Origin of the sequence: Nocardia sp. NPDC052001, assembly GCF_040680615.1 — a bacterium.
Taxonomy (GTDB): domain Bacteria; phylum Actinomycetota; class Actinomycetes; order Mycobacteriales; family Mycobacteriaceae; genus Nocardia.
Genome location: NZ_JBFAXC010000002.1, coordinates 1,519,217 through 1,533,626 on the forward strand (window position 1 = coordinate 1,519,217; position 14,410 = coordinate 1,533,626).

Sequence of the window (14,410 nt, forward strand, 5' to 3'; positions counted from 1 at the left end):
GCCGGGTAGGTCATGACCGAGCCTGGTTGGCACGGCTCAGTGCGTGTCGGCCACGGCGATTCTGCCGCTGCCCAGGAACCGGGTGCGTTCGATCGGCATCTCCAGGCCCTGCGCCGCAGTGAGCAGATCGACGTCCATGGTGACGTCGAATCCGCTCCTGCCCAACAGCTTTGCCAGGCTCTCCGGCCCCCAGGAGGATCGGAAGGGCTCATCGGCCAGCGGGTTGTCGCGACCGGTCAGGGTCAGGAGTCGCTGAACCGCCCTGCGCCCGAACGCATTCAGGCGCGAGTGCGTGGCATAGGTGACGATCAGCCGACTGCCGGACGCACTGTGCTCGCCGACCACCGCCACGGTGGCCGCCACCTGGTCCGGGGTAAGGTAGGGAACGACGCCCTCCCAGATCCAGGTGGTCGGGACGGCGGCATCATGCCCCGCGGCGGCGAGCGCCGCACCGAGCGAGTCCTTGGCGAAATCCACTGCCACGAAGTGCACCGCACCGGCCAGGGCGGTCCGCTCCCCCAGCCGTTCTCGCTTCTCCTGTTGTGAGGCAGGCTGATCCACCTCGAACACCGCGGCGTCCGCGAGCTCCTTCATCCGCCAGGCGCGCGCGTCCAGGCCCGCGCCGAGAATCACCAGTTGCGGATTGCCGCGATCGCGCACCGCGTCATCGATGGTGACGGTCCGCGCGGCGAGGATTTCCGAAGTGCCCGCGACCAATTCGAACTCCATGCGCGGCCCAAGCGCGCTCGGCATCTCCCCCGCGCGCACGGTGGCCACGAGTTCCCGCTCACTGTCGGTGAGCAGTTCCAGCGCGATCGGATCGGAAAAGCGCCCCACCGCCAATCGCCCATCCGCCACCGCGCGGCCCTGACATACCAATACCGCGGTCCGACTTGCCTTGCGTTCGGCCATGCGGGTCATTATTCAGCAGACGCCGGGGCGGCGGGTCGCCGGACACGCGAGCCTTCCGACGCGCGGGTACGCGGTTTCGGCCCTAGCCTTCTCCCGGGCGGGAAAGATCGAAAGGGTTGACCACCATGAATGTTGCGCTGTGGATCGTCGCGATCATCTTGGGGCTGGCGTTCACCGCCGCGGGCGTGGCCAAGAGTACGCAGTCCAAGGAGAAACTGAACGAGAAGATGCCGTGGGTGGAGGATGTCTCCCCGAATACCTTGCGGCTCATCGGGATTACCGAATTCCTGGGCGGGCTCGGGCTCATCCTGCCCGCGTGGACCGGCATCGCTCCGATACTCACGCCAATCGCCGCGAGCGGTATCGCCCTCATCATGGCGCTCGCGGTGGTCGTGCACGTGCGCCGCAAGGAGTACGTGGCGCTGCCGATCAACGCGGTGATGTTCGCGCTGGCGGTGTTCGTGGCGTGGGGGCGATTCGGCCCGTACGCGTACTGATCGCCCATTCGACGGCGACCAGGATCCAGACGGCGATCGCGAAGGCCAGCAAGGCTTTTCCGAGCGCGTGCAGCCACGGTACATCGAGTACCGCGCCGGTGGACAGCGTCGCGACAACCGTCATGCCCAGTGGGAACACGGTCGCCCAGCGGCGAATGTCGTAGCCCGGGCGGTAGCGCACGATCTCGGCGACGCACAGCATCACGTAGGCGAGCAGGGTGACGGTGAGCAGGATCGCGGTCACCACACGTAATGTGTTGTGCGGGTTGCCGGTCCAGTATGGCCAGGCGGTGAGTTTGGTGGCGGCCAGCGTCGAGATCGCCACGGCACCGGCCGCCACCCACTGATCCCCCGCGCCCTTCCAGATCTGGGTGAAGTCGAAGTGCGTGAATGCCGCCGCGTATAAGATCAGTCCGAGGATGAAGAACACCAGCGCGGCAGGCATGAGCCAATCGGCGATATGCGCCAGTGCCAGCGTCGAGCCGAGGACCGCGAGGCCCTGGGTGGATACACACACCAGGAATGCCGCACCCGGCATCCGCCGATTCCAGTGCCGGAGCACCGAAACCAGCAGTACCGGCCAGACAACAGCCGCGAGCGCGAGCAGCGCAGCGCCCGCCGCGTGCCAGCCCAGCAGGGCGATTCGGGTACCGAGGACCGTGGTGGCCGCGACTGCGGTCAACGCGGGCGGGGTATCGGATTCGGTCTCCCAGCGCGAGTGATCCCACAGCAGCCGGGTGACGAAATCCACGGCCAGCAGCACCCAGACGAGCCCCGCCATCGCGAGCGCTATTCGGGACAGCGTCTCGAAGTCGGTGAGATGCAGTCCGACCGAGAGGATTCCGGTGGCCATGACGAACGCGCCCGCCGCCGGGGGCATCTCGGTCCAGGCGCGTCGCTGGGTCATGCGCCCATCACATCGGCAGCACGCAGCACAGTCAAGCAAACGCGCGGCAACTCATCGCGCGTAGCTGAGATCAGCCGCAGGCCGGTGAGGTGTCCCGGGCGGCACGCACGTACACGCAGGCCCAGCCCAAGTTGATCCGCCATTGGCCGTCTTCGGCGACCAGGGGAACGACCACGGAAGGTCGTTCAGCACCTCGCGCACCGGTTTGCCGGTCACCTTCTCCAACACCAGGCCCAGCAGGAAGAAGTTCGAATTCGAGTACGCGGTCCGGGTATCGGGCGGTGTGGCGCGATCCGGATTTTCGATGATGGTGCGCAGGGTATCGCCCTCGCGCCATTCGGTGGCCAGGTTCTTCTGTATGAGCTGGGCGCTCAGTCCGGCACTGCTCTGGACATCCCACACACCGGCGCGCGTGAGAGTCTGCCCTCATCGGCGACCGGAGTACCGCGGTGGGCGTGAAAGTCTTTGTCACACTTCCAATTCCGACCGAATCGTGAACGGTGGCGGCGCGACCGGTGGCAATATCGGATACACCGTAGACACAAGCCCGGCCGAACCTGCCGAATCCACTGTTGTACACCATGTTCCGCCCCCAGTTCAAAGAGGACGAGCATAGCGTTCCCGGTCGCGAGCGTCCGAATCAGAAGCTCTGCCAGGCGGGCTTGTTCTCGACCGCGAAGCGGTAGTAGTCGACGGCTTTCAGGTTGGCGGCGGCGGCCGGGTCGACGATGACGGTGACGTGCGGGTGCATTTGCAGGATGGAGGCGGGGCAGAAGGCGGAGACCGGGCCTTCGACGGCGGCGGCCACCGCGTCGGCTTTGCCTTCGCCGGTGGCGATCATGAGGAGATGGTCTGCGTCGCTGATGGTTCCGAGGCCCTGGGTCAGGACGTGGGTGGGGACCTGGGTGAGGTCGTCTTCGAAGAAGCGGGCGTTGTCCTCGCGGGTTTTGGGGGTCAGTGTCTTGACGCGGGTGCGGGAGCGCAGGGAGGAGCCGGGCTCGTTGAAGCCGAGGTGGCCGTTCGCGCCGATGCCGAGGATCTGCACCGAGATGCGGCCGGTTTCGGCGATCGATCGCTCGTAATCGGCTGCGGCGGCGGGGATATCGGCGGCATTGCCGTCGGGGCTGTGCACATTCGAGTCGGTGAAATCGACGTGCGCGGTGAATTCGTCGCGAATGAATTGCGCGTAGGACTGCGGATGTCCCGGCGGCAGGCCGATGTACTCGTCCAGCAGGAAGGCTTGCACGCCCGCGAAACTCACCTCACCGGCCCGGTATTGGCGAATGAGTTCCTGATACGCGCCGAGTGGGGAGGAGCCGGTGGCCAGGCCGATGGCGCGGGCGCCGCGGCGTACGTGGTCGGCCATGATGCGGCCCGCCAGTACTCCGGCTTCGGCCGCGTTATCGGTGATCACGAGTTCCATTGGGTTCCGTCCTTGTACACGGTGAGTGGGGTCAGATGGGAATCGGTGACGAGCAGGTCGGCTCGCATACCGGGGCGGAGCGCGCCGAGTTCACCGGCGCGTCCGAGCAGGCGGGCGGGGGTCGCGCAGGCCGCGGTCGCGGCGGCGGTGAGATCGACCCCGGCGTGGAATACGGTGCGGCGCAGTACATCCGCAGCGCAGGCGGTGCCGCCCGCGATGGCTCCTTCGCCGTGCGGATCGTACAGTCGCGATACGCCGTCCTTCACCACGACATCCAGGCTGCCGAGGTGATAACGGCCGTCGGGTTCCCCGGCGGCGGCCATGGCATCGGTGATGAGGGCAAGATTGTGCGGGCCGATGGTGTCGAACACCATGCGCACGGTGCCGTCGGCCAAATGCACACCGTCGCCGATGACTTCGGCCACCACATCGCCGCGACCGGCGGCCGCCATAGCGGCGGTGAGGAAGTTCGCGTCGCGGTGCGCGAGTTCGGGCATGGCGTTGAACAGGTGGGTGATGGACACCCGCCTGCCACGTCGCATGGCGTGCACGGAGTGCGTGTAGTCGGCGACCGTATGCCCCAGGGACAGAATCACGTTCGCGTCGGCGAGTACATCGGCCAGGGCGTCGAAATGCGCGGTCTCCGGCGCGATGGTTACCGAGACGATGCGGCCGCTCGCATAGTCGATGAGCCGTGCCAGCATCGCCGGATCACCATCGATGATCCGGTCGGGATTGTGTGCGCCCCTGCGGTGTTCGCTGATGAACGGGCCTTCGAGGTGAATGCCCGCGAGCAGACCGTCATCGATGGCTTTGCCGAGCACGTCGATGCGCTCCCGCAGTTCGGCCTCGGTGGCCGAGACCAGCGAGGCGATCAGCGTGGTGGTGCCGTGCCGGCGGTGGAAGTCCGCCGCCACCGCGACACCGTCGGAATCGGTTTCCGGAAAACCGAATCCGCCGCCGCCATGGCAGTGCACATCGATGAGCCCGGGCAGGATCACCGGCGACTCCCCCGCGTTCTCGGGGAGCTCACCGTCGAATCCCGTTGCCGGGCCCACATAGTCGAGCAGCGGTCCGTCGAACGACACCACACCGTCGGCGAGTTCGCCCGCCTCGGTGAGGGTGACGACCCGGCCGCGCAGTGTCGTCCTCAACGCGCTATCGCCCTCGATCGCGGCGTCGTGCGGAGCTCTCCCGCGGTCATTTCGCCTGTCCCAGTGCGGATCGCGCGGCCTGGACCGCCTCATCGGCGGTGCGCGCGGCCAGCACCGCGGCCGCCGCGGCCCGGCACTGTTCCAGCGTGACCGCCGCGAGCTGTGCCCGCACACCGGCCAGCGAGCGCGGTGCCATGGACAGCGTATCGACGCCGAGACCGACCAGGACACAGGCGAATTCGGGGTTGGAGGCCGATTCGCCGCAGACGCCGACCTTCACATCGTTCTTGCCCGCCCCGGCGACGACCATGGCGATGGTCGCGGCGAGCGCGGGCTGCCACGGATTGTGCAGCGCTGCCAGGGTCGAGGACATACGGTCCGCGCCGAACAGGTACTGGGACAGGTCATTGGTGCCGATGGAGAAGAAATCCACTTCCGCGCCAAGATGTTCCGAGCGAATGGCGGCGGCCGGGATCTCGATCATCACGCCGGGTGAGCGCACCCCGGCCTCGCGCGCGCGGGCGGCGAAGTAGTTCGCTTCCTCGACCGTGCCGACCATCGGTGCCATGACGTTCACGGTAGCCCCGGTGGCCGCGCGCGCGGCCTCGATCGCGGTGAGCTGATCGAGCAGCGTCCCCTCATCGACGCTGCTCAACCGCAGCCCGCGCACGCCCAGCGCGGGATTCTCCTCATCCGGCAGGTTGAGGAAGGGCAGCGGCTTGTCCGAGCCCGCGTCCAGGGTGCGCACGGTGATCGGCCGGTCGCCCAGGGCGCGGAAGATATCCGCGTATTGCTCGGTCTGCTCGGCCACCGTCGGCGCGGATTGCCTGCCCAGGAACAGGAATTCGGTGCGGAACAGGCCCACGCCCTCCGCGCCGAGTTCCACCGCCAGCTCGGCATCGGCCACGCTGCCCACATTCGCCAGCAGCGGGACCGCATGCCCGTCGGCGGTGCGGCCGGGACCGGTGGGCGCGTCTGCCTGCCGTGCGCGCACGGCAGCCACTTCCTCGCGACGCGCCGAATCCGGTTCGAGCTCGACCACGCCGGTCGTCCCGTCGACCACGACGACGGTGTTCTCGGCGATATCGGCCGCGCCGGGAGCGGCGACCACGGCCGGAATCCCCAGGGCCTTGGCCAGAATCGCGGTGTGCGAGGTGGGACCGCCCGCGACGGTGAGCAATCCGACCACAATGGCCGGATCCAGCGTCGCGGTATCGGCGGGCGCGAGATCCTGTGCGGCGAGCACGAAAGGCTCTGTGCTGTCCGGGATTCCGGGCGGATCCTCACCGAGTAGTTCGGCGACCACGCGCTGGCCCACATCGCGCAGATCGGACGCGCGTTCGGCCATCATGCCGCCGAGCGCGGTCAGCTGATCGGCGAAATGCCGCACGGCCTCGGTGACCGAATGCGCGGTGGGACCACCGGCGCGAATGCCCGCGCGCACCTGATCCAGCAGCGCCGGATCGGCCGCCAGCGCCGAGGTCATGAACAGGATGTCGGCGGCCGGGCCCTTGGCGTCCAGGGCCTGTGCCGAATACCGCGCCGCCACCGCCTCGAAAGCCGCTTCGGCACGGGAGATTTCGGCGTCGACGTCGCTGCCGGGCGCATCGGAGGCGCTGGTGACCGGCGCGGACGCCAGCCACTTCACCGGTCCGACGGCGATTCCGGGAGCGGCGGCGACGCCGCGCACCTCATGCGTCAAGATCGGTCTCCAGCAGCTTGACCAGCTGGTCCAGGGTGTCCTCGTTACCTTCCTCGGTGTAGAGGATGACCTCGTCGCCCTGTTTGACGCCCAGGGTCATCACCTGGAGCAGGCTCCCGGCGGCGACCGGAGCCTTACCGTCGGCCGAAATGGTCACCGGGGCGGGCGATTTGGCGGCGGCCTGGGCGAACATGGCGGCCGGGCGGGCGTGCAGACCGGTCTTCGAGGCGACTACAGCTGTGCGATTGATCATTACGCGACGTTCTCCTTCTCGATCTCTTCTTCGTCGGGTTCGCGACCCGGGGTGGGCAGGTTCCAGCGTCGAATGATGAAGCTGAAGGTGACGTAGTACAGCACCGCGTAACCGAGGCCGATGGGGATCAGCAGCAGCGGATGGGTGGCCTTGCCGAAGTTCAGCAGATAGTCGATGGCGCCCGCGGAGAAGGTGAATCCGTCGTGGATGCCGAGCCAATTGGTCAGCGCCAGTGCGGAACCGGTGAAGATCGCGTGGATGAGCAGCAGCGGCCAGGCCACGAAGATGAAGGCGAATTCGAGCGGTTCGGTGATACCGGTGACGAAGGCGGTCAGACCGGTGGACAGCATGATGCCGCCGATCATCTTGCGGTTCTCCGGCTTCGCGTTGCGCCAGATGGCCAGCGCGGCGGCGGGCAGGCCGAACATCATGATCGGGAAGAAGCCGGTCATGAAGGTGCCGGCGTTCGGGTCACCGGCCAGGAAGCGCGGGATATCGCCGTGCACGCCGTTGTAGTCGCCGATGACGAACCAGACGACCGAGTTCAGAATGTGGTGCAGGCCCAGCGGCAGCAGCAGGCGGTTGGCGAAGCCGAATACTCCGCCACCGGCGACGGCATTGTCCGCCACGGTGTTTCCGAGCCAGGTCAGGCCGGAGTTGAAGGCCGGGTAGATGAACGCCATGATCACGCCGATGACGACGGCGGCGCACGCGGTCAGGATCGGGACCATGCGGCGGCCGGAGAAGAAGCCGAGGTAATCGGGCAGCTGGGTGCGATGGAAGCGCGTCCAGAGGATGGCCGCGGTGATGCCGATGACGATGCCGCCGAGGACACCGAAGTTGATCATCAACTGGCTACCCTTGGCGTCGAGCTTGCCGTCGAGCACCACCGGGGACATGGCTTTGAAAACGCCACCCAGGGCCAGGTATCCGACGACCGCGGCCAAGGCCGTGGATCCGTCGGCCTTCTTGGCCCAGCCGATGGCGATGCCGACCGCGAACAGCAGCGGCAGATTGTCGATGAGCGCGCCGCCTGCTCCGGCGAGGACGTTGGCGACGGTTTTGAGCGCCGACCACCGGCCGAGCATGTCGTCCTGTCCTAGTCGTAGCAACAGGCCAGCGGCAGGTAGCGTGGCAATCGGCAGCATCAAGCTGCGGCCGAGCTTCTGCAGTCCGGACAGGTCGATTTTCTTGCGCGCGCTCTGGGCGGCATCGGCCATAGCGGTGGTCCTCAGTCTGTGAATAGGGTCACCCGGAGGTATGGTGACTGGTTATAACCACAGTAAACTGGTTATAACCAGCTTTGTCCACTCGACACGCACGGAGGAAAGATGTCGAAAGTCGATCAGATCGTCGCCGGTCTCGGCGGTACCGGCAATATCGTCGAGGTCGAGGGGTGTATCACCCGGCTTCGCGTCGAGGTCAAGGACGCTTCCCTGGTGAACGAGAAGGACCTCAAGGCCGCCGGCGCGCACGGCGTGGTCAAGGCGGGCGCGGCCGTGCAGGTCGTGGTCGGGCCGACCGCCGACGCCCTGGCCGAAGACATCAACGATCTGCTCTGATCGCCATGAGCACACAGATTCTCGCGCCGCTGCCGGGTGTCGCCATGGCGCTGTCCGACGTACCCGATCCGGTGTTCTCGGCGGAGATGGTCGGGTCCGGCGTCGCCATCGAACCGCCCGATACCGATGAGCCGATCACGGTCGTCGCGCCCATCTCGGGGTCGATCGTGAAGCTGCATCCGCATGCCGCGGTCATCGTCTCCGATGACGGTCTCGGGGTGCTGCTGCATGTGGGCATCGATACCGTCGGCAAGCCCGATCTGTTCGAGGTCAAGGCCGTCGAGGGTGAGCGCATCGAGGTGGGCGAACCGCTGGTTATCTTCTCGCCGAATGCCGTTCGACGACTGGGGCTCAGCGCCGCGGTGCCGGTCGTGGTGATGGATACCGCGCCCGGATCGGCGCAGGACGTCGTCACCGGTACGGTCGCAGTGGGCGATAAGCTTTTCGCCATCTGAACCAGCGACGAAAATGAACTGAGCCCCGGCCTGAATCAGGCTGGGGCTCAGTCGCATTGGTGTACTAGTCGGCCGCCGAGACGGTCATGTAGACCTGATAGCGGTCCGCTCGATACCAGGAATGTGCGTGCTCGATACAGCGATCCCGCGAGTAGGACATGCGATCGAACGCCAGCAGCGGTGAACCCACATCGGTGCCGAGCCAGCCCGCGCCGCGCTCATCGGCCGCGACCGCGCGCACGGTCTGATCGGCGCGATCGATCGGGCAGTCGTACTGCTTCTCCAGCAGCGAATACAGCGATTGCGTCAGATCGTGATCGAGCAGGCCGGGCAGCAGATCCGCCCGGTACCAGCCGTCATCGATGGAAATCGGCAGGCCGTCGGCCAATCGGAGGCGCACCAGGTGAAAAGCCTTCTCGCTGGCCCCGATCGCGAGCGCGTTTATCGAAGCCGGCGGCGGCACAGCGTATTCGGTGTGCAGCACCACGGTGCTCGGCGTGCGGCCGAGCCTGCGCATGTCATCACTGAAGGACGCCATATGCAGGCGTGAGCGCGCCACCCGCTCGGCGACGAAGGTCCCCTTACCCGGGATGCGGTTGATGACGCCCTCGGTTTCGAGCTGCCCGAGCACTTCTCGCACCGTCATGCGGCTGACCCGGTAGTCATCGCAGAGCTGGCGTTCGCTGGGCAGCATCTCACCGGGACGCAACTGCGCGCACAGCGTCGTCAGCGCGGAGCGCAGTTGCGCCTGTTTCGTCACTCGGACCGACACATCGTCCTCTGGGTGCGTACGTCCCCCGCGGATTGCGGGCTCATTGACCTACTTCTCGTTGCGCGCCTTGGGGAATCGCTTCTGCTTGGCGACCCAGCCCGCCATCTTGGCCCAGTGGCCCTTGGCCGGGGTGACGATGGAAACCAGCTCGCGGTTCCACTCATCGGCCTCGGTGAGCCCGTCGACGGTCTCGACCAGCTTCTTGGCGGTCGCCAGATCGCCAACGACCCGATCGCCGAGCACGCCATCGGCGCCGACCAGGGTGACGCGGACGCCGACGCGGCCGATGGGCTGCAGCACCGCGGTGGCGGAACCACCGTGCTCAGCCAGGAATCCCTTGACGGAATCCACGACGGACGGCGACAGCTTGGCGGGTGCCTCGGCAGTGGTAGCGCTCATGCCCAGGAGTTTACCCATCGGTAAAACGGAGTCGATGAGCCGCCGTACAGCTCACAGTGGCGCGGGTGTAGAAACGGACTATGCGCGCCATTCAGGTTTCCGAAAACGGCGGTCCCGAAGTACTGCGGCTCACCGAGGTTCCGGACCCGCAGGCCGGGCCGGGACAGCTGCTGGTGGAGACCGAGGCGATCGGTGTGAACTTCATCGACACCTATATCCGGACCGGGTTCTATCCCACGCCGCTGCCCTACATTCCGGGGGCCGAGGGCACCGGTGTGGTGACCGCGCTCGGGGCGGGCGTGAGTGATTTCCAGGTCGGGGATCGGGTGGCGTGGGCAACCGCGCCGGGTAGCTATGCCGAAAAGGTGCTGGTGTCAGCCGAATTCGCGGTTCCGGTGCCCGCCGGGGTGTCCGCGCCGGTCGCGGCGTCGGCGCTGTTGCAGGGGATGACGGCGCACTATCTCATTGAGTCGATCTACAAGCCGGAGCCCGATGAGACCGTGCTCGTGCACGCCGGGGCGGGCGGTGTCGGGCTGATCCTGACGCAGTTGCTGGCCCATCGCGGAGTGCGGGTGATCACCACCGTATCGACCGATGACAAGGAGAAGCTGTCCCGGGACGCGGGGGCGGCCGAGGTGCTGCGCTATGACGACGAGATCGCCGCGCGGGTAAGGGAACTCACAGCCGGGGTGGGCGTGGCGGCGGCCTATGACGGCGTCGGCAAGAGCACCTTCGAGGCCAGCCTCGCCTCGGTGCGGGTGCGGGGCATGCTGGCGCTGTACGGGGCGGCCAGCGGGCCGGTGCCGCCGTTCGATCTGCAACGGCTCAATCCGGCCGGATCGCTGTTCGTGACGCGGCCGACGCTGGCGCACTACATCCGCAATCGCGCCGAATTGCTGTGGCGCTCAGGCGATATCATGAACGCCATCGCCGACGGATCACTGAATGTGCGGGTGGGGGCGAGCTATCCGCTGGCCCATGCCGAGCAGGCGCATCGGGATCTTCAGGAGCGCAAGACGACCGGATCGGTCGTGCTGCTGCCCTGAGTCAGGGCATATCGCGGCCGGTGAGGCCGCGATAGATGAACAGGGTCAGCGAATCGACGGCCTGTTCATCGGTCAGTTCCAGGCCACCCTCCTCGATGGCCTGCAATACGCCCGTGGTCGCCATGAACATCATGGCGAGGCTGGCGTCGACGCTGCCGGGCAGTTTCAGCCCGGCGGCGGGGAAGCCGTCCAGGTGATCGGCGATATCGGCGCGCTGTTCCGCGCCGTAACCGGCCACCATCTGCGCGAATTGCTCGTTGACCAGCGCCGCCTGATTCATGGCGCGCAGTACCGGCCAATTGCGCCGGGCGAAACTCCAGTACTGCTCGACGTGGTACCGGACCGCCTCGGGATCGGTGAAATCCGATTTGTGCTCGGGTGCCTCCGCCGAGGAATCCCCCTCCACCGCAAGGTCTTTCAGCAGGGACTGAAGTAGCTCTTCCTTGCTCGCGAAATGGTTGTAGAACGAGCCCGCCGCGCGATCGGCCGCCGCGGTGATGTCGGTGATCTTGGTGTTGAGGTATCCGCGTTCGGCGAATACGCGGCGCGCCGCCGCCTTGAGCGCCTGCTCGGTCTCGGTCGACCGTTCCTGACGTCGCCCTGCCATGTGCTTCGACCACCTCCTTGACAGCGGAAACTACCACCCACAATACTGAATCCACATTCAGTGAATCTAGATTCAGTAATTGGAGTTGCGATGTCAACGCAGGTACTCATCGCCGGAGCCGGTCCGACCGGCCTCACCCTCGCCATCGATCTGGCGCGTCGCGGGGTCGCGGTCCGCATCGTCGATCACGCCGAAACCTTCTTCGACGGATCGCGCGGCGACGGCATCCAGCCGCGCACGCTCGAGGTCTTCGACGATCTGGGCGTGCTGGACGCGGTGCTGGCGGCGGGAATGCCACAGCCACTGATGCGGGTGCACGTGGGCGGGGAATTCGTGATGGAGCGGCGCATGACGCCGATCCGGGAGGCCACTCCCGATGTGCCGCATCCGAATCCGTGGGTGCTGGGGCAGTCCGATACCGAGGGACTGCTGCGCGATCGGCTGGCCGAATTCGGGGTGCGGGTCGAACTCGGCACGGGCGTGGTCGATTTCGCCGCCGATGCCGACGGGGTGACCGTGACACTGGCGCACGACGGCGTGACCGAGACCGTGCGGGCGGACTACCTGGTGGGTGCGGACGGCGGCAAGAGCACCGTGCGCAAGGCGCTCGGTATCGCGTTCGAGGGCACCACCGATGAGTCGATTCGCATGCTGCTCGGCGATGTGCGGGCCGACGCACTCGATCACGAGTTCGGGTACTGGTTCGCCGATGCGGCGAATCCGATGAACGGCATCGCCATGACGCCGCTGCCCGGCGGTGGCAAGTTCCAGTTCGGCGCACCCTTGGAACAGGATTCGGATACCGATCTGGCGGCCTTGCAGAAGCTGCTGGAAGCGCGGTCCGGGCGCACGGATCTGGTGCTGTCGGAGCTGAGCTGGTCGACCGTGTGGCGGCCGAATATCCGCCTGGCCGAACGCTTCCGAGTCGGCCGGGTGTTCATCGCGGGTGATGCCGCGCACGTGCACCCGCCGACCGGCGGGCAGGGACTGAACACCGGCGTCCAGGATGCGTTCAATCTGGGCTGGAAACTCGCTGCGGCACTGCACAATCCAGGGGCGCAAACCGAGGCGCTGCTGGATTCCTATGAGACCGAGCGACGTTCGGTGGCGGCGCGGGTGCTGGGTTTGAGCGCGGCACTGCTGGAGAAGACCGTGCAGGGCGATCCCGATGCCATGGACCGCGAGGGCACACAGCAGCTCGATATCAGTTATCGGGATGTCGTCGCGGGCAATGAGTCCGGAGGTCTGGTCCGGGCCGATCTCGTCGCCGGGGATCGCGCGCCGGACGCGCCGCTGATCGATGCGGACGGGCGTGAGATCAGTCTGTTCGAGGTCTTCCGGGGACCACACGCGACGCTGCTGGTGTTCGGCACAGGCGCGCACGAGGCGAACTCGGATGCGGCGGACGGGGGTGAGAGCACGGTCGAGACCGGCACGCTCGAGGCGTTCGGCATTCGGGCGCGGACCGTGGTCGTGACGCGGCCCGATCACGGCGAGGCCGCGCCGGACAGGCGGGCTATCGTCCCCGGAAATAGGTCCGGGCTTTCGTCCGCGCGCGCCGATACCGGCGTGGAGCTGGTCGATCCGGATGGTCACGCCTACCGCGCCTACGGCGTATCCGAGGGTGCGCGGGTGCTGGTTCGGCCCGATGGTTATGTCGCGACGCTGAACCGGTGAGCCGGACCGGGGACATCCCGGGCGGTTGGTCGGATTGGTCCGGAACCAGCCGGTAGGCCGCCCCGGGAGCGACAACATCGGGAACCGTGCAGAATGATCTTGCTGCCGCGCAAGACGATTCATCGCGACCCCCTGGCGGAACACCGTAAGGTAGTCGCGGCGACCGTTCGGGCGGCCGGCAGGTGAAGGCATCGGTCAGAGGTGGTCTTGGATGTTGGTGAAGGTCCGCAACGACGACCCGTCGCGGCTGTCGGGCACCGAACGCACGGTGGTGAACTGGCTCAAATCCTGGAGCGGTCCGCACGCGGTACCCGGAATCGCGATCGTGCAATGCCAGGACGCCGATATCGTGGTGTGGACGCCGCAGACCAGTGTGGTGCTGGGCGTGCACGCCTTCGCCGAGCGCGTCACCGGAACACTCACCTGCGCCGAGGGCGAACCCTGGACGATCGACGGCAAACCCGCGCCCATCGACGGTGACGCCGATCCGCTCGAACGGGTCCGGCGGCAGACGATGGATCTGGCCCGTCAGCTCCGCTCCGCGCCCGGACGGGAGAATGTTCCGGTCAGCGGGCTGGTGCTGCTGGTGCCGCAGCTGGGCAGCCGGGTGAAGCTCGAAAAGGGGACTCTCCCACCGGGTATCGACGTCCTCATCGGGGACGGGCCGTCGTCGCTGCGCAGCTACTTCACCACGATCGCCGAGGGCGCGACGCCGTCCTGGGATGCCGCACAGGTGGGCCAGGCGCTCGGGGCGCTCGGATTCGCCGCCGCCGCAACGTATTCCGATCTCGTATCGGAGGGGTTCCCGCCGCCGGAATCGGCGCGGAGTTCGGCGCTGCCGATGTCGGCCGCGCCGACGGTCGTGGTGCCCTCGGTGCCGGTGCAGACCGAGGCTCCGGCGGCACTGCCGAAGCGCGTCGCCGGCGCGTCCGGCATCCAATCGGTCAGCGGCTCCGGCACTTCCGGATCAGGGTCCCGCGAAGGCGGTCCGGCCGACCAGCCGGGCGGGCGCGGTGCGGCGGCGGGCGCGGGCGCGGCGGCGGG

General features: G+C 67.2%; 17 protein-coding genes. 6 read left to right on the top strand and 11 right to left on the bottom strand.

The genetic code is table 11. The features are described from left to right. Positions 1 to 36: 36 nt before the first annotated feature. Positions 37 to 912, bottom strand: a complete 876-nt coding sequence (locus AB0L82_RS15395; protein WP_364635867.1) for a class I SAM-dependent methyltransferase — start codon at positions 910 to 912, stop codon at positions 37 to 39. 125 nt (positions 913 to 1,037) lie between these two features. On the opposite strand from AB0L82_RS15395, the gene AB0L82_RS15400 reads away from it, so the two are divergent. Beyond that, on the top strand, positions 1,038 to 1,409 hold the full coding sequence (locus tag AB0L82_RS15400; protein ID WP_364635870.1) for a DoxX family protein: 372 nt from the start codon (positions 1,038 to 1,040) through the stop codon (positions 1,407 to 1,409). Here AB0L82_RS15400 and AB0L82_RS15405 read toward each other — a convergent pair. The 7 genes from AB0L82_RS15405 to AB0L82_RS15435 all read right to left on the bottom strand — a co-directional run bounded on the left by AB0L82_RS15405 (position 1,342) and on the right by AB0L82_RS15435 (position 8,068). After that, positions 1,342 to 2,316, bottom strand: coding sequence for a tellurite resistance/C4-dicarboxylate transporter family protein (locus tag AB0L82_RS15405; protein WP_364635873.1), 975 nt, complete (start codon positions 2,314 to 2,316; stop codon positions 1,342 to 1,344). The genes AB0L82_RS15400 and AB0L82_RS15405 overlap by 68 nt on opposite strands. 51 nt (positions 2,317 to 2,367) lie before the next feature. Then, positions 2,368 to 2,718 carry a serine hydrolase gene (locus AB0L82_RS15410; protein ID WP_364635876.1) on the bottom strand — a complete coding sequence of 117 codons (351 nt, stop codon included), beginning with the start codon at positions 2,716 to 2,718 and terminating at the stop codon, positions 2,368 to 2,370. A gap of 238 nt (positions 2,719 to 2,956) precedes the next feature. Further along, positions 2,957 to 3,739: a glucosamine-6-phosphate deaminase gene (gene nagB, locus AB0L82_RS15415; RefSeq protein WP_364635879.1), complete on the bottom strand. Its 783-nt coding sequence runs from the start codon at positions 3,737 to 3,739 to the stop codon at positions 2,957 to 2,959. Beyond that, positions 3,727 to 4,893, bottom strand: a complete 1,167-nt coding sequence (locus AB0L82_RS15420; RefSeq protein WP_364635882.1) for an amidohydrolase family protein — start codon at positions 4,891 to 4,893, stop codon at positions 3,727 to 3,729. Before AB0L82_RS15420 ends, nagB begins: the two co-directional genes overlap by 13 nt. A 46-nt stretch (positions 4,894 to 4,939) precedes the next feature. Further along, on the bottom strand, positions 4,940 to 6,595 hold the full coding sequence (gene ptsP / locus AB0L82_RS15425; RefSeq protein ID WP_364635885.1) for a phosphoenolpyruvate--protein phosphotransferase: 1,656 nt from the start codon (positions 6,593 to 6,595) through the stop codon (positions 4,940 to 4,942). Beyond that, entirely contained in the window at positions 6,585 to 6,848 is a 264-nt protein-coding gene (locus tag AB0L82_RS15430; protein WP_364635888.1) for an HPr family phosphocarrier protein, read from the bottom strand. The genes ptsP and AB0L82_RS15430 overlap by 11 nt, the downstream gene beginning before the upstream one ends. Beyond that, positions 6,848 to 8,068, bottom strand: coding sequence for a PTS transporter subunit EIIC (locus AB0L82_RS15435; protein ID WP_364635891.1), 1,221 nt, complete (start codon positions 8,066 to 8,068; stop codon positions 6,848 to 6,850). Before AB0L82_RS15435 ends, AB0L82_RS15430 begins: the two co-directional genes overlap by 1 nt. A gap of 111 nt (positions 8,069 to 8,179) precedes the next feature. Here AB0L82_RS15435 and AB0L82_RS15440 point away from each other — a divergent pair, with 111 nt between their 5' ends. Both AB0L82_RS15440 and AB0L82_RS15445 read left to right on the top strand, forming a co-directional pair. Continuing rightward, positions 8,180 to 8,410 (top strand): PTS glucose/sucrose transporter subunit IIB, encoded by a 231-nt coding sequence (locus tag AB0L82_RS15440; RefSeq protein WP_364635894.1) that lies wholly within the window; start codon positions 8,180 to 8,182, stop codon positions 8,408 to 8,410. Positions 8,411 to 8,415: 5 nt separating this feature from the next. Continuing rightward, positions 8,416 to 8,865 (top strand): PTS glucose transporter subunit IIA, encoded by a 450-nt coding sequence (locus AB0L82_RS15445; RefSeq protein ID WP_364635897.1) that lies wholly within the window; start codon positions 8,416 to 8,418, stop codon positions 8,863 to 8,865. Between the two features lie 64 nt (positions 8,866 to 8,929). On the opposite strand, the gene AB0L82_RS15450 is transcribed toward AB0L82_RS15445, so the two are convergent. After that, a complete protein-coding gene (locus tag AB0L82_RS15450) occupies positions 8,930 to 9,625 on the bottom strand; it encodes a GntR family transcriptional regulator (protein WP_364635900.1) in 696 nt (231 codons plus the stop codon). Positions 9,626 to 9,685: 60 nt separating this feature from the next. Next, complete coding sequence (locus tag AB0L82_RS15455; protein WP_364635902.1) at positions 9,686 to 10,036, bottom strand: hypothetical protein; 351 nt, start codon at positions 10,034 to 10,036, stop codon at positions 9,686 to 9,688. 80 nt (positions 10,037 to 10,116) lie between these two features. Here AB0L82_RS15455 and AB0L82_RS15460 point away from each other — a divergent pair, with 80 nt between their 5' ends. Then, positions 10,117 to 11,082, top strand: a complete 966-nt coding sequence (locus tag AB0L82_RS15460; RefSeq protein ID WP_364635904.1) for a quinone oxidoreductase — start codon at positions 10,117 to 10,119, stop codon at positions 11,080 to 11,082. Position 11,083: 1 nt separating this feature from the next. Here AB0L82_RS15460 and AB0L82_RS15465 read toward each other — a convergent pair whose 3' ends face one another. Continuing rightward, positions 11,084 to 11,689: a TetR/AcrR family transcriptional regulator gene (locus AB0L82_RS15465; RefSeq protein ID WP_364635907.1), complete on the bottom strand. Its 606-nt coding sequence runs from the start codon at positions 11,687 to 11,689 to the stop codon at positions 11,084 to 11,086. Positions 11,690 to 11,779: 90 nt separating this feature from the next. On the opposite strand from AB0L82_RS15465, the gene AB0L82_RS15470 reads away from it, so the two are divergent. Together AB0L82_RS15470 and AB0L82_RS15475 are read left to right on the top strand one after the other, a co-directional pair. Next, positions 11,780 to 13,366, top strand: a complete 1,587-nt coding sequence (locus AB0L82_RS15470) for an FAD-dependent monooxygenase (protein WP_364635910.1) — start codon at positions 11,780 to 11,782, stop codon at positions 13,364 to 13,366. 211 nt (positions 13,367 to 13,577) lie between these two features. Beyond that, positions 13,578 to 14,410 (top strand): hypothetical protein (locus AB0L82_RS15475; RefSeq protein ID WP_364635912.1); only part of this gene is annotated, 833 nt, incomplete at its 3' end.

What these genes read in the sequence shown, in the direction of transcription:
- AB0L82_RS15460 (WP_364635904.1), top strand. Translation starts at nt 10,117, where the DNA reads ATGCGCGCCATTCAGGTTTCCGAAAACGGCGGTCCCGAAGTACTGCGG.
- AB0L82_RS15445 (WP_364635897.1), top strand. Translation starts at nt 8,416, where the DNA reads ATGAGCACACAGATTCTCGCGCCGCTGCCGGGTGTCGCCATGGCGCTG.
- AB0L82_RS15405 (WP_364635873.1), bottom strand. Translation starts at nt 2,316, where the DNA reads ATGACCCAGCGACGCGCCTGGACCGAGATGCCCCCGGCGGCGGGCGCG.
- AB0L82_RS15440 (WP_364635894.1), top strand. Translation starts at nt 8,180, where the DNA reads ATGTCGAAAGTCGATCAGATCGTCGCCGGTCTCGGCGGTACCGGCAAT.
- nagB (WP_364635879.1), bottom strand. Translation starts at nt 3,739, where the DNA reads ATGGAACTCGTGATCACCGATAACGCGGCCGAAGCCGGAGTACTGGCG.
- AB0L82_RS15395 (WP_364635867.1), bottom strand. Translation starts at nt 912, where the DNA reads ATGGCCGAACGCAAGGCAAGTCGGACCGCGGTATTGGTATGTCAGGGC.
- AB0L82_RS15470 (WP_364635910.1), top strand. Translation starts at nt 11,780, where the DNA reads ATGTCAACGCAGGTACTCATCGCCGGAGCCGGTCCGACCGGCCTCACC.
- AB0L82_RS15435 (WP_364635891.1), bottom strand. Translation starts at nt 8,068, where the DNA reads ATGGCCGATGCCGCCCAGAGCGCGCGCAAGAAAATCGACCTGTCCGGA.
- AB0L82_RS15400 (WP_364635870.1), top strand. Translation starts at nt 1,038, where the DNA reads ATGAATGTTGCGCTGTGGATCGTCGCGATCATCTTGGGGCTGGCGTTC.
- AB0L82_RS15430 (WP_364635888.1), bottom strand. Translation starts at nt 6,848, where the DNA reads ATGATCAATCGCACAGCTGTAGTCGCCTCGAAGACCGGTCTGCACGCC.
- AB0L82_RS15455 (WP_364635902.1), bottom strand. Translation starts at nt 10,036, where the DNA reads ATGAGCGCTACCACTGCCGAGGCACCCGCCAAGCTGTCGCCGTCCGTC.
- AB0L82_RS15465 (WP_364635907.1), bottom strand. Translation starts at nt 11,689, where the DNA reads ATGGCAGGGCGACGTCAGGAACGGTCGACCGAGACCGAGCAGGCGCTC.